We start from the raw sequence: 18,921 nt of genomic DNA, 5'->3' as shown, positions 1-18,921 counted from the left end.
GGTTGATTCGCCTTTCGCCTTTCGCCTTTCGCCTTTCGCCTTTCGCCTTTCGCCTTTCGCCTTTCGCCTTTCGCCTTTCGCCTTTCGCCTTTCGCCTTTCGCCTTTCGCCTTTCGCCTTTCGCCTTTCGCCTTTCGCGTCCGATACCGTACATGCCCTTGTATCAAAAATGAACGGGTATCTAACTTTACTTATTTTAAATAACTGATAATCAAATTGTTATAACCATGGCATTAGCTTTGCTTCATGCTATTTACTAAGGGATAGCATCATGAAGCATCACAAACAATTGGAACGGCGTACTTTTTCGCAAGACCGTTTCGACATCCTGATTAAAAGACAAAGAAGCGGAAAAGCAACCTTTAACGAACTCACCGAACTGGATGATATTGTGAACCGCGACCCCGCCATACGCGAAAGCATCCTGGTTGAAATGCAGGAGTTAGATACACCGCCCGAAGACCAACCCCCTGTTGAAACGCCTGTTGTTGTTCGTGTAAAAAAGCGCGGCTTGCTTGATATTATATGGTCGTTTATTAACAGGTTGTTTATGGCCGAAACGGCAACGCTTGGAGCGGTTGTGATTTAAATTTTCTTTACCCATCAAATATTTACGCCCTGATTTATTATATTTAGCCTAAACTAAATCATCGCAATAATATGACCACTACTGCCGCTACCGAACCCATCTGCTGGTCTGGTGCGCAAAAAATAAGCTTAAGGTTTTTCCTGGTGTTTTTTTTGCTGTACATATTTTTTAACCCCAATGGCACCATCCCATTTTTAGATGCCGCCTCGGAATACTACATTCAGCCATTTCATAAACTAATCCCCTGGCTGGCTGCCCATGTACTGCATATGGCCAACCCCATAACTGTATTTACCAATGGCAGCGGCGATACTACTTATGATTACCTGATCATATTGTTCAGCATTGTAGTGGCTGGTTTAAGTGCCGGTGTTTGGTCGGCAGCCGATAGAAAGGCCCGCAATTATAATAAGCTGTTTTACTGGGTTTGCGTAATAGTGCGTTATTATGTGGCTATCACCATGCTTACCTATGGCTTTGTAAAGGTGATTAAACTCCAGTTCCCGTCGCCTTCGCCCACCCGCTTGCTGGAGCCCTTTGGCAATGCATCGCCCATGGGCCTGGCCTGGACGTATATGGGTTACTCCACCGGTTTTAATTATTTTACCGGTTTGGCAGAGATTACCTGTGGCTTGTGCCTGCTTTTCCGTAAAACAACAACCTTGGGTGCAATTTTAGGTATAGTAGTTGCCGGTAACATTATGGCCATAAACTATTGTTTTGATGTGCCGGTTAAGTTGCTATCAACTATGCTGGTATTAATGTCGTTGTTTTTGCTGATTAAAGATGCCCTGCGTTTAATTAACTTCTTTTTGCTAAACAAGGCAGCTCCGCCATCAAACATAGCCCCGCACCGTTTTAAGGCCAGGTGGAAAAACATCACCTTAAGCAGTATTAAATATGTTTTTATAGCCTATGTGCTTGTTGGGTACACCATAAGTAATTTACAAGCTGCCCAAAACTACGGCGATAAGGCTAAAAAGCCGCCTTTTTATGGCATTTATAATGTGCAAAGCTTTGTGCGGAATAAGGACACCCTTGCACCGCTTACTACTGATACCACAAGATGGGCAAAACTGATCATTAGCTACGCCGATAACGCACGGATTAAATTGATGAACGATAGTTTAAAAAACTACAGTTTTAAACCCGACCTTAAAAAACACACCATCGTTATAAATAATTTTATCGACACAGCCGATAAACACCTGTTTACTTATGCCGAAGCTAAAAATGGCGACCTGCTGCTAAAAGGCAAATGGGATAAAGATTCGCTGACGATCAGCCTCAAAAAATACGATCTGAATAATTTTTTATTACTAAGGCGTGGGTTTCATTGGGTAAATGAGTATCCGCTGAACAGGTAGTGTTGGTCAACAGTACTAAGTTATAAGCCGGATTTGCTCTTTTTTCTGACTTAGAACCTCAGACTTTCGACTAAAGGCTAACGTCAATTTCAGGTTGACACGATGGTAGATGTTAATGCGTGCCATTTAAAACAGTAATATGTATAATTACATGGTTATCAAAAAACGTTTATATTGCCCTTGCTAACCAATTAAACTAAAACCATGAAAACAAACCTGTCCCGGATAAGCCTGTTGCTGCTTTTTATTTTGCCATCCCTAACTTTTGCGCAGCCGGGTAGCAGCAACAAACCTGTTTCGGCCCGGATGCGGGTTATTATTGATAATGATTTTAGCGGCGATCCGGATGGTTTATTTGCGCTCGCCCACTTTATATTATCGCCATCTGTAGAGATCAGGGGCATTATTGGCTCGCACCTTAAGGTAGGCGATGGATTTGATAATTCCAAAAACCAGGCAGACAATGCCGCCAAAAAAGCGACCGAATTGCTAACTCTCATGAAACTGAATGGCCGGATACCGGTAATTGCCGGATCAAACACGGGTATGCTTAACGACAGCACCCCTGTTAAAAGTGCAGCGGTGGATTTTATTATCAAAGAAGCATCGCGTGCAGATACATCATTGCCCTTATACGTACTTTGCGGAGCCGGCCTCACCGAAGTAGCCTCCGCTGTTTTAACCAACCCCCAAATAGCCGGTAAGTTTACTTTAGTTTGGATAGGCGGCCCCGAATATAGCGACCTGGCATTACCACCACCCAATTATTCAAATCCCGAGTATAACCTTAATATTGATATTGCTGCTGCAAGGGCAGTGTTTAACCATTCGCAATTAAAATTATGGCAGGTACCCCGTAATGCTTACCGCCAGGCTATATTGCCGTACTCGCAATTGCAAACCCGGATAAAACCCCGGGGCGAAACAGGGAAGTACTTAAACAATGTGCTTGAAAACCTCATGGTCCGCTTACAGCAATATCACCTTAATATTGGCGAAACCTATATTTTAGGCGATAGTCCGCTGGTATTGCTTACCGCGCTGCAATCCTCCTTTGAGGCCGACCCTTCAAGCAGCGATTATGTGCTTAAGTCCTGCCCGCGGATAAATGTACAAGGCGCATATGAGTATAACGCCAATGGCCGAAACATCAGGGTTTACCAGCACCTGGATATTAACCTGATGTTTAATGATTTTTTTGCCAAACTGGAACTGCTTTAAAGGTGCAATTGACCTTCATTGCCAGGTGTTAAAGCGGCGGAATAAATTAAAACCAATACCCTCCTCGTCCGTTGGACTAAAGCATGAAAAAACTAATTGTTTTTGACCTGGATGGTACCCTGGCCGAAAGCAAGGCCGCGATAGATAAGGAAATGGCCTTGCTGTTTGCCCGCCTGCTGGAAGTGGCTAAAGTGGCGATTATATCTGGCGGAGACTGGCCCCAGTTTGAAAAGCAGGTAATAGCCCATTTACCAAATGGCAGCAAACTGGCCCATTTGTCCATACTGCCAACCTGCGGAACCAAGTTTTACCGGTACAAAGCGTCCGGGTGGGAAAAGATATATTCGGAGGATTTTACCCCTGAGGAAAAGAAAAAGATTACCGGGGCACTAAACCAGGCGGTTGAAAAATCGGGCTTTAAAGCCGAAAGCACCTGGGGCGATACGATAGAAGACCGGGATAGCCAGATCACCTTCTCTGCACTTGGGCAAAAAGCCCCTCTTGAACCTAAAAAAGCCTGGGACCCGGATTTTAAAAAGCGCAAAAAGATTAAGGCCATTCTTGATAAGCTGATTCCGGGGTTTGCCGTGAACCTGGGTGGGGCCACGTCCATTGATGTTACCAAGCCAGGTATTGATAAGGCTTACGGGATGTACAAACTGCGTGATACGCTGAAAGTATCCATCAAAGAAATGTTGTTCATGGGCGATGCCCTTTTTGACGGCGGCAACGACCAGCCCGCCCGAACCACCGGCGCCGACTGTATCCAGGTTCGCRATCCGCAGGAAACTAAGAGAGTTATTGAAGCTGTAATTGTGTGTTTGAAGAAATAAGAATTAAAAGCAACATTGTTGCTTTTAATTCAATACTTTTGTCAGTATTAAATCTTGATGATCATGATCTTTGATGTAATTATAACGGGAGGTAGCTATGCCGGTTTACAGGCGGCTATGACATTGGGCCGGGCCTTAAAACATGTGCTGGTTATAGATAGCGGGAAACCTTGTAACCGCCAAACACCGCATTCACATAATTTCCTTACCCGGGATGGCGAAACGCCGGGTGCTATTGCAGCAAAGGCAAGGGAGCAAGCCGAAAAATACCCTACGGTAAAGTTCCTGGGCTGCAAAGCCATTAATGGAACAAAAAACGCTGACGGTTTTTACTATCTACACTGAAGCAGGTGAGGCTTATAAAGCTAAAAAATTGTTGTTTACTACCGGTATATATGACATAATGCCCCCAATTCCTGGTTTTGCAGCATGCTGGGGTATTTCTGTGATCCATTGCCCTTTTTGCCATGGGTACGAAGTGCATGGCAAACAAACAGGTATAATTGGTAATGATGATACGGGGTATGAGTATGCGAAGATGATAAGCAACTGGACTAATGATCTTACACTATTTACCAACGGGGCGTCAACATTTACTACCGAACAAGCTGGAAAACTGGCATCGCACCATATTAATGTTGTTGAAGATTTAGTTGAAGAGGTTAAACACTACCAGGGGCAGATAAAACATTTAGCAGCTGGTAAAAAATATCCTTTAGATGCAATTTACGCCCGCCCGGCTTTCAGGCAGCATTGCGATGTCCCTCAAATGATGGGTTGCCAAATCACCGATGCAGGATATATTGAGGTAGACGAAATGTATCAAACCAGTATTCCCGGTATTTATGCAGCCGGAGATTGCACTTCACCTATGCGCACAGTTGCTACAGCGGTTTCGGGAGGGGCATTAGCTGGTGTTGTAATAAGTAAGGAACTGATTAATGAGGAGTTTTGATCTCACATCTTTTTCTCAATCGCGATCAAAGGTATTGCTGCAAATGCAATCAGCAGCATAAACGCCGCTGTTACCAGGAAAAGGTTTGAGCCCAGTGTATGGTACAAAAACGCCCCGCTAATAAGGCCGATGATACTGGCCAGGCTGCCCGCGCTCCCTGCAAAACCTTGTATTTTGCCCTGCACATGCGCGTTCCCGGTGTTGGATAACAGCGCGATAAAGGAGGGCCACATGATGCCATTGCCAATAGCAAAAAGCAGGGCAGAAGAATAGATAAGCACCATGCTCTCAAATTTTAAAAGCACAAAACAGGTGCAAAGAATGAGGCTGCCGGTTATTACCAACACAGCGCCCGAAACACGTTTGGCAATAAAGCTCAATACAGGCCCCTCAATTAAAACCATTGTCCCGCTTAAAAACGAAAAGTAGATGCCCAGTTTTAAAACGTTCCAGTGCAGCTGCCCGGCAGCATAAACCGGGAAACCAACATAAAAGAAGTTAAAGCCTAAGAATATAAGGAAGTAAAGGATCAAAAAATATGGTACATAAGGCAGGTTAAACACTTCCTTCAATCCTTTTAAATTGGTTTGTTTTATTAGGATGGGACCAGGGACAGCTTCTTTTTTAACCTGTGGCTCACGTATCCGCAGCCAGATAACCAGTAAAGCAATTAACGAGATGAACGCCGTAACTATCACCGGTAATATATTGCCCAGTATGGTTGCCCCTAATAAACCAGCCAGCAATGGTCCAAAAATAAGCCCCATATTGGATGCAGCGGCCATACGTCCAAAATTTTGCTTGCGGTCGTCTTTTACAGAAATATCTGCCACATAAGCATTTGCTACAGACATATTACCGCCGGTGAGGCCATCCAGGGCTCTCCCTAAAAAAATGAGCAGTAAAGGAATGCTGAATATCAGGTTGTTGGTTAGTTTTATTTGTTGGTTGGGTATAATTAAACCTGTTAAAAATATAAGCCAGGCCACAAAGGTGCCGGCCTCGCTCAGGAGCAGGATTTTTTTACGCCCGAACTTGTCAGACCAGTTGCCCAGTATAGGTGCCCCTATCAGCTGGAAAAAGGAATACGTAGCACTCAAAAAACCATACACCACCTCGTGCCCGCCAAGTTTTAAAACGATAACCACCAAAAACGGGATAACAACACTAAAGCCCAGGGCATCAATAAAGTTTACCAGCAATATGGGGAATAGGGTTGCTTTGGAGGTGCTTGATGTCATTAAATGGAACAGGTTTGATTTATTATAATACAGGTGACTTAAAGATAAGTTTTTGATTGTGGATTGCCTGCATTTTCAAATGATGGTAAGTGTGTGTTTTTAATCACATGCACTTTTTAACAAAGTAGTTTGAGCCTTTTAACAAAGTTGAGCTTGTGAATACACCCGATATTTGTCATAACAAAAAGTAAAAAAGACATGGAAAAAATTTGGTTTATAACAGGCAGCTCCCGCGGATTGGGGCGCAGCCTTACCGCAGCAGTACTTGCCAAAGGCGATAAGGTAGCTGCAACGGCGCGTAATACAGCGCAATTAAATGACCTGGCAGATCGGTATCCCGGCCAGTTGTTTCCCGTTCAGCTGGATGTAACCAGCCAGGAGCAGATCAACGCGGCGGTTGAAAGTACAATACAGCATTTCGGTCGTATAGATGTATTGGTGAACAATGCTGGTTTCGGCATCACCGGTGCAGCCGAAGCATTTACAGATGAGCAGGTGCGCAGCCAGCTGGAAACAAACCTGTATGCGCCCATTGCTATCACGCGTGCTGTATTACCTTATATGCGTAAGCAGCGTTCGGGCCATATCCTGCAAATCAGCTCAATTGGGGGCAGGGTAGGTAGCGTTGGCCTTACCATTTATCAATCTGCTAAATTTGGCTTAAGTGGTTTCAGCGAAGGCTTAGCCCGGGAAGTGGCGCCTTTGGGTATAAAAGTTGTTGTTGTTGAACCTGGCGGTTTCCGTACCGATTGGGCAGGCGACTCGATGACCTATGCAAAATCTATTGAAGGTTATGAAAGTTCTGTTGGTAAAAGGGCAGAACTTTTCCAGAGCGGAAAATTTATACCGGTGGGCGATCCGGATAAGGCGGCAAAAGTTATGATTGACATAGTTGGAGAGCCCGAGCCGCCATTACATTTAATATTAGGCAGCGAAGGGGTAGCCCTTGTAAAAAATGCTGAACTGGCAAAACTGGCCGAGCTGGAAAAATGGTACCAGGTTAGTATTTCGACAGACCACGATGAATCGGAAAATTTCTTTGAATCTGAACAGGGTAAATTATACCTGAGTATGAAAAAATAAAAGAAAAGACATTGATAACAATGCAGCCCGGCACCTGCATTGTTATTATTTATAAATTTGAACTGATATGCTTAAGCAGGAAAAAGCGCCGATATTACAGCAAATACGCCATACATGTTATGTAACCAATAGCAGGGAGGGTGAGCAGTTTGTGCCCGAACATGTTTTTAGCTACCAGGTTGCCGGTTCAATCGAGATTAACGACGGAACCCAATCATATACAGTTAATGAAGGAGATTTTAGGCTGAGCAAACGCAATCAGCTTATTAAATTTATAAAGCGGCCACCCTTAAATGGCGAGTACAGAGCACTATCTGTTTACCTTGACCAGGAAACACTGCGAAACTTTAGTATAGCGTATGGGTTGAAATCGGATAAGCATGATATGGGAGGCCCGTTTATTAACCTGAAGCCACATCCTTTGTACAGGAGCTTTATGGATTCGCTGCTGCCTTACCAACAAACGGGGCATGCTATCAGCGATGATCTGCAGCGATTAAAGCTACAGGAGGCCGTCCTGATATTACTGCAGGCCAATCCCGAACTTAAAGATGTTTTATTTGATTTTAGCGAACCCGGCAAAATAGACCTGGAAGGTTTTATGAATAAAAACTATCACTTTAACGTTCACCTTAACAGGTTTGCCTATTTAACAGGCAGAAGCCTGGCTACCTTTAAGCGCGATTTTGAAAAGATATTTCACATTACCCCAAACAGGTGGCTGCAGCAGCGCAGGTTGCAGGAAGCGCATTACCTTATTAAAGAAAAAGGCCAGGCCCCCTCAGCTATTTACCTCGACCTGGGCTTTGAAGATCTGTCGCATTTTTCGTTTGCGTTTAAAAAAGCTTATGGCGTAGCTCCGTCCAGGATTTAATTATTAATTAATCAAAGCTTCGCCGGATTGGCCGATTAACAATATTAAAAATATTTTTTATTGACTGTAACCCTGTTGTTTTAATTAACGTACAAAAAGGTGTAAAGGTTAATTAATTTATTGGTTTGAATTTTTGTTTAGGAACTCCCGGATGCCAGCCGGGAGTTTTTTTATTTTGAGTAATAGTTAAACGGTAATTTTAAAGGTTCATACCGCCGGATACCTCTATCCGTTGCGCATTTATCCAACGGGCCTCTTCTGTGCATAAAAATGCAACTACGCCACCAATATCATCCGGCAAACCTACGCGGCCCAATGCGGTAATACCTGCAACATGGTCGTTCACGTGCTGGTTGTCGCGTACCATACCGCCGCCAAAATCTGTTTCAATGGCGCCGGGAGCAACTGCGTTAACAGCAATTCCGCGTGCGCCTAATTCTTTGGCCATGTACCTTGTTAGTACTTCAACACCGCCTTTCATTGATGCATATGCTGCATAACCCGGCATACTGAAACGGGCCAAACCGGTTGATATATTGATGATGCGGCCGCCATCATTAATAATTGGCAATGCTTTCTGGCTTAAAAAGAAAACGCCTTTTAAATGGATATTGAAAAGCAGGTCGAAGTCTTCTTCGGTAGTTTCGGCAAAAGGAGCACCAACCCCAATACCCGCATTGTTTATTAAAAAGTCGAAGTGACTCGTATTAAAAGTATCCTTAAGTACCTCTTTTAACTGGGCGAAAAAATTATCGAAACTTTTAACATCGCCGGCGTTGAGTTGTAAAGCCGCAGCTTTAAGGCCAGCCTTCTCAATTTCGGCCACTACGGCCTGTGCCTCATCTTGTTTACTGCGATAGGTAAGTATCACGTTAATGCCTTTTTTGGCAAGGCTCAGCGCCATATTTTTACCCAACCCGCGGCTGCCGCCGGTTACAAGGGCTATTTTACTTGTTGGTTCCATTTTTCTGTTTTAATTTGATAGAACAAAGTTAACATGTAAAATGCCGGGCAGTTTGCATACATCAATCCAATGTTTGCGAAAATCAAACAGGTTGGAAGCCGAAGGCAAAATGCCGAAGGCTTAAAGCAAAAACCGCAGAGGTAAAAGATTTCAGATATTCTTACTTCATAGCTTTTCGCTTTAAGCCTTCAGCTTTCAGCTGGCTTTCCATCCGCTTAATTTTTTCGGAATAAACATTTTCCTTATATTAGGTCCAAACACCTTACACATGAAAAAACTGATCTTATTGCTATTGGTGGTCTTTCCATTTTTTGGGCATGCACAAACGTTCAGGGTAAGTATCGATGCCGCACTTGGCGAAAAAGACCTTGGTGGCAGGTTATTACTGTTACTCTCCAAAAATAATAAGGCCGAACCCCGTTTCCAGGTTGGCGATGCCGCCAATACACAATTAGTTTTTGGTATGGATGTAGATGGATGGAAACCCGGCGCCACCCAATTGATGGATGTGCAGGCCGTTGGTTACCCGCTCGAGCGTTTAAAGGATGTACCTGCCGGCGACTACTATGTACAGGTGCTGTTGCATAAATACGAAACTTTCCATTTAAAAACCGGTCATGCCGTAAAACTGCCCATGGACAGGGGCGAGGGGCAGCACTGGAACATAGCGCCGGGCAATATCTATTCGGCCCCAATAAAAATTCATTTCGACCCGGCTGCATCAAACGAGGCATTGCTCACTATCAATAAAATTATCCCGCCAATTGAAGCGCCTAAGGATACCAAATACATTAAGCACATCAAAATTCAAAGCAAGCTGCTTACCGAATTCTGGGGCAGGCCGATGTATTTAGGCGCCAATATTTTGCTACCAGCCGGTTTTGATGAGCACCCTAAAGTAAAATATCCGCTGGCTATTTTCCACGGCCATTTCCCGGCCGACCTGGAGGGTTTCAGCACTACACCGCCCGATAAAAATTTAAAGGCCGATACCTCGGCACGTTTCCATATCACCGGCTACAATAAAATTGTGCAGCAGGAAGCTTATGACTTTTACAGGCAATGGACAGGTCCGGGGTTTCCCCGGGTGCTCGCTATCGAGATTCAGCATGCCAACCCTTATTATGATGATTCGTATGCCGTAAACTCGGCCAATTTAGGTCCGTACGGTGATGCGATAACCTATGAGCTGATCCCGGAGATTGAAAAGGAGTTTAGAGGGATAGGAAAGGGATGGGCGAGGTTCATGTACGGTGGCTCAACGGGTGGCTGGGAGGTATTGGCAGCGCAGGTATTTTACCCCAGGGAGTACAATGGCTGTTACGCCGCCTGCCCCGATCCGGTAGACTTTCACCATTATACTACCATCGATATTTACAACGATAAAAACGCATATTACCCCACAAGCGATTTCAAAAAAACACCCCGCCCGGCCGAGCGTGATTACCTTGGCCATGTAAGCGCCACCCTAAAAGAAGTTAACCAACGCGAGCTTGCCCTGGGCAGCCGTAGCCGCAGCGGCGACCAGTTTGATATATGGGAGGCGGTTTTTTCGCCTATGGATAAGGATGGTTATCCGCAGCGTATTTTTGATAAATATACAGGAGCAATTGATACAAGCGTTGCCGCTTACTGGCGAAATCACTTTGACCTTACCCACATCATTCAGCGTGATTGGCCTAAGATAGGCGAAAGCCTTAAGGGGAAAATTCATATTTACGTAGGTGATATGGATACCTATTACCTCAATAATGCTGTTTACAGTGCCGAGGATATGCTGAAAAAGCTAAACAACCCCAATTGCGGCTGCGAAATTGACTACGGCGACCGTGCCGAACACTGCTGGAACGGCGACCATACCCAGCCCAACTATATCAGCCGCCTACGTTACCACCAGATGTTTATCAAAAAATGGGCAGCCGAGGTTAAAACAAGGGCTCCTAAAGGGGCCGATTTGAAAAGTTGGAGGTATTGAAATTAAAAAACTTCTGGTCTTCCGCTTACTATTTTCAATGTAAACGAATCCAGAAAACGAAGTTCATCACAATTTAAAACCCGACGCTACTCCTTGTATCAACCGGGATCACATAAACTAAAACAGGATTGGAAACAAAAACATTAAAAAAAATGATGGCCAACTCCGGGATTGCAATTACTAAATTGCCGGTGGTATGCGATTCTGCATGCCAGTCGGGTAAAACATTAACTCACACCGCAAAAGCTGGTTTACCAGCCCAGGGAAAAGATTTTTTTACCAACATATTTGATACTGCCGACTGGCCAGCGAGGTGGCACTGCGGTAACTGGACTGACTTTCATGGCTGGTTATACATATTATCAGATCTTGCTATTGGTACCGCCTATTTTGCCATCCCTTTATTACTTTTTTTATTGCTGAAAAAGCGAAAGGATATTCCGTTCCCCAGGATATTCTGGTTATTTATTGCGTTTATCATGCTGTGCGGAACCACACACTTTTTAGATGCTATTATTTTTTGGTGGCCGGCATATCGGCTAAGCGCTTTAGTGAGGTTTGCTACCGCTGTAGTTTCTCTGTTTACCGTGTACTTTTTGTACAAAATTTTGCCAATGATCTATAAGATCAGGACCCAGAAGGAGTTGGAAATTGAGATAGAGGAAAGAAAAAAAGCCGAGCAGGAAGCAAAAAACCACGAAATTTTGAAACAAGCCACAGAAGAGCTGATGGCGAAAAAGGATGAGTTTATGAGTATTGCAAGCCATGAACTTAAAACCCCAATTACCAGTGTAAAGGCATCGTTGCAGTTATTGGAAAGAATGGTTGCTAAAAATGATGATTTAAAAACGATATCGCCTTTTGTTACAAAGGCGGTTAATCAAACCAATAAGCTTACCGGGATTATAAATGATTTGATGGATGTTACCAAAATCCAGGCCGGAAAGCTGGAGTTAAATAAAACTGATTTTAATTTGATGGATTTAATTGTGGAAAGCGCAGAGCAATGTAAGGCTGGAATTGACCGGGAGGTGCTGATAGATGGACCTGAAGATTTAGTAATAAATGCCGACAGAAGAAAGATTGACCAGGTTGTTGCTAACCTGCTGACCAATGCTTTCAAATACGCCGACTTACAGGAACCCGTTACCATCAGGTTTGAAAAGTTATCTGCCGACCTGATCAAATTTTCAGTTATTGATAAGGGTATTGGTATTCCGGCAGAAAAAATTGAACATATTTTCGATAGGTTTTACAGGGTTGAAAATACCTCTCAAAATTACCCGGGCGTAGGGCTGGGGCTTTATATTTCTTCTGAAATTATTAAACAGCATCGGGGCGAAATTGGTGTTGAAAGTACCATAGGAAAAGGATCAACATTTTGGTTTACTATTTGAGGTTATATGATAACACTTCAACCTATTTAGGTGCCAGGCTTGTTTTTATCATATTTCCATAGTCCATAACTTTTTGTCCAGCCCTGGGTTTTATACCTGTACCAAAAATGGAGGCATAAGGAAAAAACAAACAGAACCGGAAAAATGATCCAAAGTAATTTGTTTCCCCAAAAAAAGTAAAGCATACCACCGATTAAAATATATTTCAAAATTCTGAACCAAACAGGCTGGGAATGTTTGGAAAATGCAACTTCCAGTTCGCGTTTAATAATTTCAGATCGTTTCATATTGAGGTGGGTTTATGGTAATATTTACAGGGTAATTTACCAGGTACTTTGGACATCGCGGTACCTTAAAGTAAAAATGTATCTTTATAACAACCTTTTATTTATGGATATGCTTAAACGTTTGCTGTTAATAACAATTTCAAGTTTTTTAATAGTTTGGTTTACCGGGGCAAGGCCCGTTAACTTAAAGATCGCAAATCATAAAATTAAAATCCCAGCTTCTTCTGCTTACCTTAAAAATAAGCATAACTCTTCAGCCAAAAAAATAAACAGTATACAGTTAGCCAGGCCGCTGCCGCGAATCGCTATTGCGGGGCTCGGGATAGAATCGAGCACGTTTTCGCCGGCACTTACGGATGAGGCGGCTTTTCATGCAAAATATAGTTCGGAAGTATTTAGTTCGTACCCGTTTTTGGCGGTTGATTCGCCTGTTCGCAAAAAGGCAGTATGGTTTCCCACTGTGGTAGGTAAAAGTCTGCCCGGCGGGGCGGTTACAAGGCAGGCCTATGAGTCACTGGTAAATAAAATGCTGGATTCGCTTAAAAAATATGCACCGTATGATGGTTTATACCTTGATATTCATGGCGCTATGAGTGTAGTAGGGCTTGATGACCCGGAGGGCGATCTCATCGTACGGATAAGGAAAGTAGTTGGTAAAAAAACAATCATCTCTACTTCTATGGACCTGCATGGCAACGTTTCCTGGCGCCTGGCACAAAATACCGATCTGATTACCTGTTACAGGATGGCCCCGCATGAAGATGCCATGCAAACCAAGCAACGGGCGGTACAGAATTTGATTGACAGGATTGAAAGTGGTAAAGGAAAACCCAGGTACAAAGCTTATATCCCGATACCTATATTGCTGCCCGGCGAAAAAACAAGTACACGCATAGAACCCGGTAAAAGTATCTATAAAGCGGTTGCACCTGCAGCGGCGCAAGCTGGGATTACCGACGCTGCCATATGGATAGGCTACGCCTGGGCCGACGAACCGCGCAATCATGCGGTGGTAATGGTAACAGGCGATGATAAGGACAAGGTAACACATACTGCAGAACAACTGGCGCGCAGGTTTTGGGATGCCCGGAATGCCTTTGAATTTGTAGCGCCAACCGGCACCTTAAGCGAATGCCTTAACAAGGCCCTGGCAAGTACGAAGCATCCTTTTTATATCAGCGATTCGGGCGATAACCCCACGGCTGGTGGCGCCGGTGACGCCACCTGGACACTGACGCAGATCCTTGCCCGCCCGGAGTTTAAGGCTGATAATGGTCCCTCGCTAATCTATGCCTCTATCCCTGCTCCCCAATTGGTGAAAAGCGCCATTACTGCCGGTGTTGGCGGGCATGTGGAAGATTATGCCGGGGCGTTGGTTGATGCCCGGTATGCTACCCCGATAAAGCTCTCGGGAACTGTGGAATCTATACAATATGGGGATAAGGATGCCGAGGTTGAAGCAGTAGTGCGGGTTGGGAGTGTACATGTTATTATTACTCAAAAACGTAAGCCCTACCATAAGGAGATCGACTTTACCCGCCTGGGCCTTAACCCACGCAAAGCTGATATTGTGGTGGTAAAAATTGGTTACCTGGAACCCGAACTTTATGCCATGCGTGCCGACTGGCTGCTTGCCCTGACACCGGGAGGAGTTGACCAAAATATAGAACGCCTGCCTTACCACAGGATCCTGCGCCCCATGTTTCCGCTGGATAAAAACATGAAAGACCCGGATCTTTCAGCTAAACTGGTTCCATCGTCGGATGGGTTGTATGTATTTTAAAAACATGTAACGTGGAAATATTGACAGAAAATACAGCATCTATTTGCTTGAATAAGTTTTGTATATTTGTTTATAAGTAATTGTAAAGATGGAAACAGTATTGCTTCAGATTAATAACAGTAAAGCCTACAAACTTATTGAGGACCTGGAAGCGTTACACATCGTAAAAGTGCTTGAAAAAAACAGTCAGCCTAAAAAAAAACTATCTGAAAAATTTGCTGGGGCGCTCAACCTTTCCGAAGAAGAATACAATAACTTTCAGGATTCTATAACTCAGGGTAGAAACGAGTGGGAAAGGGATATTTAATAGATTCAAATGTAGTAATTGGATATTTGGATAACAAATTACCCAGTCATGGGATGGTATCCATGAATTCGGTCGTTGATAATATTCCAAATGTTTCTATAATTACCAAATTTGAGGTTTTAAGATTTAATACTTCAACGGACGTATATAAAGTATTGGAAGATTTTGTTAATGAAAGTATTGTTTTAGAATTAAACGATCAGGTTGTTAATCATACAATTACTATTTGCAAATCTCATCGTATTAAACTGCCCGATGCCATTATAGCTGCTACTGCATTGGCTAATAATCTTACATTAATCACCCGTAATATTGCTGATTTTAAAAATATCAAAGGATTAGAATTAATGAATCCCTGGGATATAAACGTAAAATAATTGTCTGCAGTCTCTTTGCGTTGGCGACGAATACCCGCCCATGAGCCATGCCCGCGATGGTTATCGGGGCAGGCTCCGGGAGCGTATAATTTGAATTTACTCTTAGCCTCCAACTTACGGCGCGGTCAGCGTTTTCCTTTGCACGGTATGTACGCTGAAATATCCCAACGCGCCACCTACAATATTACTTAATGGATTGGCCGGGGCGGCGTTATTGCCATCGCCGGTAGCACCCGTGGTGAGGCTGAAAAAGTATTTATAAACAGCAGGATCAATACACTGCATTTCGATGGTTACCTGATTGCCCGGGCGGATATCCCTTGCCGGGTCGTCATTATCGTTGTTGAAATTTAAGCGGGTGTTAACTTCCTGGCCGTTAGTAAACTCATCATTATCCAACAGCACCGATTCTTCTTTGCGGTTGTTTACATATTGTACAAAACGGTAATAGTTTTTGGTAGCGGCGGGGTCATGGTATTTTACGGTTACGTATTTACGCGTGGTACCATCTTTGTTGTCGCCGAAGTCGCTTTTTACCAGGTAAATACTATCCAAAGCCACAGCCGCAGGCATGGCACAGGTCGACGTGAACGATTTTCCTGCAACGGTAACGCTCAGTTTATAAATATGGCCGTATGCGCCCTTTAAAGTGCTGTTTTGGTAAACTCCCGAGCCGCCTGGTGTAAGCGGATAAACCGTATTATCATCGGTTATGCTTACCTGGGCGCCATCAATACCAATTACATCATTATTATCGGTAAAGTTTTTGGTTTGGCTCAGGTTTACTTTGCAGCCGCCGCTTTGGTTGGTCAGCACCCCTTCAACAACATATTGTGGGGTGGTATCTTTCAGTTTCAGGTTGATCGCTTTTTCGCAGGAACTTAACGAGGCTATGAAGAGCGGAATTATTAAATATTTTAAAGACGTATACATTGGTTTAAAATTTAAAGTTATAGGTGATGGATGGTACAAAAGTGAACAAAGTGGTCCTTACCGCTTCTGTACGACTTGGGTCGGTTTTATTATTGCGGAAAAAGATACGGTACGCGTTGTGGTTGCCCAGGGCATTATACAGGCTAAAGGTAAGGTCCGATTCAAATTTCGCGCTTTTCTTCAACTGTCGTGTAGCGCCCAGATCCAGCCTGTTGTAGGCGGGCATCCGGTCGGCATTGCGGCTGGTGTAATAGTAATAGTTGGCGCCATCCACCTGGTACTTACCGTTAGGGAAGGTTACAGCATCGCCGGTATAGTAAACAAAATTAGCAGATAGAGTCCATCGCCCGGTGGCTTTAAACATGGCGACAATGGCAAGGTCATGTGTGCGGTCCTGCCGGGCATTGTACCATTCGTTATCGTTGATGCCATCTATCTTGCGTTCGGTTTTTGATAGCGTATAGCTTATCCAGCCGGTTAAACGGCCGGTTTTCTTTTTTAGCAAAAACTCGGCGCCATAGGCCCTTCCTTTGCCGTAAAGTAACTGCGTTTCTATGGGTTGGTTGGTAAAAACATTGGCGCCGTTACGGTAGTCTACCTGGTTTTGTAATTTTTTATAATAAGTCTCGAAGGTGAACTCATACTGGTGATCTTTAAAATCGCGGTAATAACCAACCGAGAGCTGGTCGGCCAGCTCGGGTTTGATGATGTTGGTACTGGCTACCCATTTATCTGTTGGCGAGCCGGAATTGGAGTTGGAGATGAGGTGTAAATTTTGCGCGTTACGGGCATACGATGCTTTTACCGAACTGTAATCGTTCAAAGAGTATGCTGCCGCAATGCGTGGTTCGGGGTTTACATAGGTTTTAACCACCTGGCCAGATGTGTAATGTGTTGCCCCAGTTATATTGCCATCGGTATCAAAGGTGTAATAATCGCCCTGGCCAAGTATCGTAAAGGCCGATAAACGAAGTCCGTAAGTTAAACTAAAGCGGTCGGTGGCTTTCCATGTGTTGGTGGCATATACCGCATCCTCCAGCGCATACCTGTTTTGGAGACTTTGCGACATAATGCCCGAATTGCCGGTTGATGAAATTTCGCCGGGTTTAATGGTATGGTAAACGCCGTTGAAGCCAAAACTGATGGTGTTTTTATCGCCTGCATAGTATTGCAGGTCTTCCTTTAGGTTAAGGTCTTTTATCTGGGAAAAGATGTTGAACTCGTTTACATCCTCTTTGATGTTGATCTTATAGTCGTAATTACTATAGATCAGCGAGGTGTTGGAGAACAGCTGGCTGTTGAAAATATGGTTCCAGCGAAGCGTCGCGGTTGTATTACCCCAGTTGATGCCCGCTATATCCCCGGCCTTGAGCACATCCTTGCCAAAATACCCCGAAAGAAATAAACGGTCCTTATCTCCTAAAATATAATTCGCTTTGGCATTGATGTCGTAAAAATAAAGCTGGCTTTTTTTGGCGATAGAATCCTTTGAAAAAGCCAGGAAGGCATCAGCATAAGTTCTTCGGGCCGAGATAAGGAAGGATGATTTATTTTTCTGGATAGGGCCCTCCACGTTAATCCTGGCAGCAATCAGCCCAACGCCGCCGCTTACGCCAAGCTTTTGGTTATTGCCGTCGTTCATTTTTATATCCAGCACAGATGAAAGCCTGCCGCCATATTGAGCCGGCATATCGCCTTTATAAATGCTGATGTTTTTGATAGCATCCGAGTTAAAGGTAGAGAAGAAACCCAGCAGGTGCGATGCATTGTAAACCGGTGCCTCGTCCAGCAGGATCAGGTTTTGATCTGATGCGCCGCCGCGTACATAAAAGCCGCCGCTGCCTTCGCCCGCAGATTTAATGCCGGGTAATAGCTGTATAGTTTTGATCACATCGCGCTCGCCCAATAACACGGGGATATTTTTGGTTTCCTGGATGCTCAAACGTTCAACCCCCATTTGCGGACTGGCGAGGTCGCGGGTGCCGGGTGCTTTGGCCGTGATTGTTACTTCCTGCAGCGCCTGCTCATTGTTGTCCATTGCTATGTTGAGTCGCTGGTTGGCAGTTAATGATACATTTACTACCGTTGTTTTTTGGCCGATAGCGCTTACAGCCAGCTCATGATCTCCTGCCGGTAAGGTAAGGGAGTAAAAGCCGTATTCGTTACTTGATGTACCCTGGTTTACATCTGTTGCCCGGATGCTTGCCCCAATAATGGTTTCGCCGGTTTGTTTTGATTTAATGGTGCCGCTTACGGTGAATTTTCCGCCAACCAGGGCGGCGGGCTGCTTTTTTACTTTTTCGGGGTCGTATTTAATCATAATGTCCTTATCAAGCACTGCAAAACTAAAGGGCTGGGGTGCAAGCGCCTTTTTTAAAACATTGCCCAATGGTTGGTTTTGGGCATTGATGCTGAGCTTTACATCGCTTTTGGCAACTGTTTCATTGTAAGTGAATCTTATACCACTAAGGGCAGTAATTTTGTCTAAAGTTTGTTTTAACGGTTCATTATTAATGCTGATGGTTATGGTTTTATCAAGCGGACTTTGGGCATAAACTTGTGGATACACTATTGCTAATATGAACAGTGCACATAGTACCGTTCGGAACCATGCAGGGAAATTGTTTTTCATTGTTTGCGGTAGTTTTTAGATAAGGTACGTAGCCAGGGCCATGTATTTGATTTGAATTAATTAGTTACCCGGTTGATTAACATTAAACCGGATGTTTTTTGAAA

The 18,921-nt window shown here is 44.1% G+C and carries 18 protein-coding genes; 13 read left to right on the top strand and 5 right to left on the bottom strand.

Going from position 1 to position 18,921, the window contains the following annotated elements; all coding sequences use genetic code 11:
* Window positions 1-270 precede the first annotated feature (270 nt).
* From AC1DO4_RS18685 to AC1DO4_RS18660, 6 genes are all read left to right on the top strand, one after another.
* Window positions 271-588 carry a hypothetical protein gene (locus AC1DO4_RS18685; protein ID WP_477418553.1) on the top strand — a complete coding sequence of 106 codons (318 nt, stop codon included), beginning with the start codon at window positions 271-273 and terminating at the stop codon, window positions 586-588.
* 71 nt (window positions 589-659) lie between these two features.
* Window positions 660-1,955, top strand: a complete 1,296-nt coding sequence (locus AC1DO4_RS18680) for a hypothetical protein (RefSeq protein WP_477418551.1) — start codon at window positions 660-662, stop codon at window positions 1,953-1,955.
* Between the two features lie 204 nt (window positions 1,956-2,159).
* A complete protein-coding gene (locus tag AC1DO4_RS18675; protein WP_477418549.1) occupies window positions 2,160-3,176 on the top strand; it encodes a nucleoside hydrolase in 1,017 nt (338 codons plus the stop codon).
* Between the two features lie 83 nt (window positions 3,177-3,259).
* A complete protein-coding gene (locus AC1DO4_RS18670; RefSeq protein ID WP_477418547.1) occupies window positions 3,260-4,009 on the top strand; it encodes an HAD-IIB family hydrolase in 750 nt (249 codons plus the stop codon).
* Between the two features lie 63 nt (window positions 4,010-4,072).
* Window positions 4,073-4,354, top strand: coding sequence for a hypothetical protein (locus AC1DO4_RS18665; RefSeq protein WP_477418545.1), 282 nt, complete (start codon window positions 4,073-4,075; stop codon window positions 4,352-4,354).
* Complete coding sequence (locus AC1DO4_RS18660) at window positions 4,314-4,964, top strand: NAD(P)/FAD-dependent oxidoreductase (protein ID WP_477418543.1); 651 nt, start codon at window positions 4,314-4,316, stop codon at window positions 4,962-4,964. The genes AC1DO4_RS18665 and AC1DO4_RS18660 overlap by 41 nt, the downstream gene beginning before the upstream one ends.
* Window positions 4,965-4,966: 2 nt before the next feature.
* On the opposite strand, the gene AC1DO4_RS18655 is transcribed toward AC1DO4_RS18660, so the two are convergent.
* A complete protein-coding gene (locus AC1DO4_RS18655) occupies window positions 4,967-6,205 on the bottom strand; it encodes an MFS transporter (protein ID WP_477418541.1) in 1,239 nt (412 codons plus the stop codon).
* Between the two features lie 198 nt (window positions 6,206-6,403).
* Between AC1DO4_RS18655 and AC1DO4_RS18650 the strand changes: the two genes are divergently transcribed.
* Complete coding sequence (locus tag AC1DO4_RS18650) at window positions 6,404-7,288, top strand: oxidoreductase (protein WP_477418539.1); 885 nt, start codon at window positions 6,404-6,406, stop codon at window positions 7,286-7,288.
* 67 nt (window positions 7,289-7,355) lie between these two features.
* Entirely contained in the window at window positions 7,356-8,162 is an 807-nt protein-coding gene (locus tag AC1DO4_RS18645) for a helix-turn-helix domain-containing protein (protein WP_477418537.1), read from the top strand.
* A gap of 199 nt (window positions 8,163-8,361) precedes the next feature.
* On the opposite strand, the gene AC1DO4_RS18640 is transcribed toward AC1DO4_RS18645, so the two are convergent.
* Complete coding sequence (locus AC1DO4_RS18640; protein WP_477418535.1) at window positions 8,362-9,126, bottom strand: SDR family NAD(P)-dependent oxidoreductase; 765 nt, start codon at window positions 9,124-9,126, stop codon at window positions 8,362-8,364.
* Window positions 9,127-9,394: 268 nt separating this feature from the next.
* On the opposite strand from AC1DO4_RS18640, the gene AC1DO4_RS18635 reads away from it, so the two are divergent.
* Window positions 9,395-11,101, top strand: a complete 1,707-nt coding sequence (locus tag AC1DO4_RS18635; RefSeq protein WP_477418533.1) for a hypothetical protein — start codon at window positions 9,395-9,397, stop codon at window positions 11,099-11,101.
* 152 nt (window positions 11,102-11,253) lie between these two features.
* Entirely contained in the window at window positions 11,254-12,498 is a 1,245-nt protein-coding gene (locus AC1DO4_RS18630; RefSeq protein ID WP_477418531.1) for a sensor histidine kinase, read from the top strand.
* 26 nt (window positions 12,499-12,524) lie between these two features.
* Here the strand turns inward: AC1DO4_RS18630 and AC1DO4_RS18625 are convergent, their stop codons facing one another.
* Window positions 12,525-12,785 (bottom strand): hypothetical protein, encoded by a 261-nt coding sequence (locus tag AC1DO4_RS18625; protein ID WP_477418529.1) that lies wholly within the window; start codon window positions 12,783-12,785, stop codon window positions 12,525-12,527.
* A 1-nt stretch (window position 12,786) separates the two neighbouring features.
* Between AC1DO4_RS18625 and AC1DO4_RS18620 the strand changes: the two genes are divergently transcribed.
* The 3 genes from AC1DO4_RS18620 to AC1DO4_RS18610 all read left to right on the top strand — a co-directional run bounded on the left by AC1DO4_RS18620 (window position 12,787) and on the right by AC1DO4_RS18610 (window position 15,252).
* A complete protein-coding gene (locus AC1DO4_RS18620; protein ID WP_477418527.1) occupies window positions 12,787-14,568 on the top strand; it encodes a M81 family metallopeptidase in 1,782 nt (593 codons plus the stop codon).
* A gap of 88 nt (window positions 14,569-14,656) precedes the next feature.
* Window positions 14,657-14,875 (top strand): hypothetical protein, encoded by a 219-nt coding sequence (locus AC1DO4_RS18615; RefSeq protein ID WP_477418525.1) that lies wholly within the window; start codon window positions 14,657-14,659, stop codon window positions 14,873-14,875.
* On the top strand, window positions 14,857-15,252 hold the full coding sequence (locus AC1DO4_RS18610) for a type II toxin-antitoxin system VapC family toxin (protein WP_477418523.1): 396 nt from the start codon (window positions 14,857-14,859) through the stop codon (window positions 15,250-15,252). Before AC1DO4_RS18615 ends, AC1DO4_RS18610 begins: the two co-directional genes overlap by 19 nt.
* Window positions 15,253-15,366: 114 nt before the next feature.
* On the opposite strand, the gene AC1DO4_RS18605 is transcribed toward AC1DO4_RS18610, so the two are convergent.
* A complete protein-coding gene (locus AC1DO4_RS18605) occupies window positions 15,367-16,185 on the bottom strand; it encodes a DUF4249 domain-containing protein (protein ID WP_477418521.1) in 819 nt (272 codons plus the stop codon).
* Between the two features lie 4 nt (window positions 16,186-16,189).
* Window positions 16,190-18,817: a TonB-dependent receptor gene (locus tag AC1DO4_RS18600; RefSeq protein WP_477418519.1), complete on the bottom strand. Its 2,628-nt coding sequence runs from the start codon at window positions 18,815-18,817 to the stop codon at window positions 16,190-16,192.
* Window positions 18,818-18,921: the final 104 nt, after the last annotated feature.

It is taken from the genome of Mucilaginibacter sp. P5_A6 (assembly GCF_056400585.1).
The sequence above is the reverse complement of the archived record's forward strand: the minus strand, read 5'-3'. Positions and strand labels throughout refer to the sequence as shown.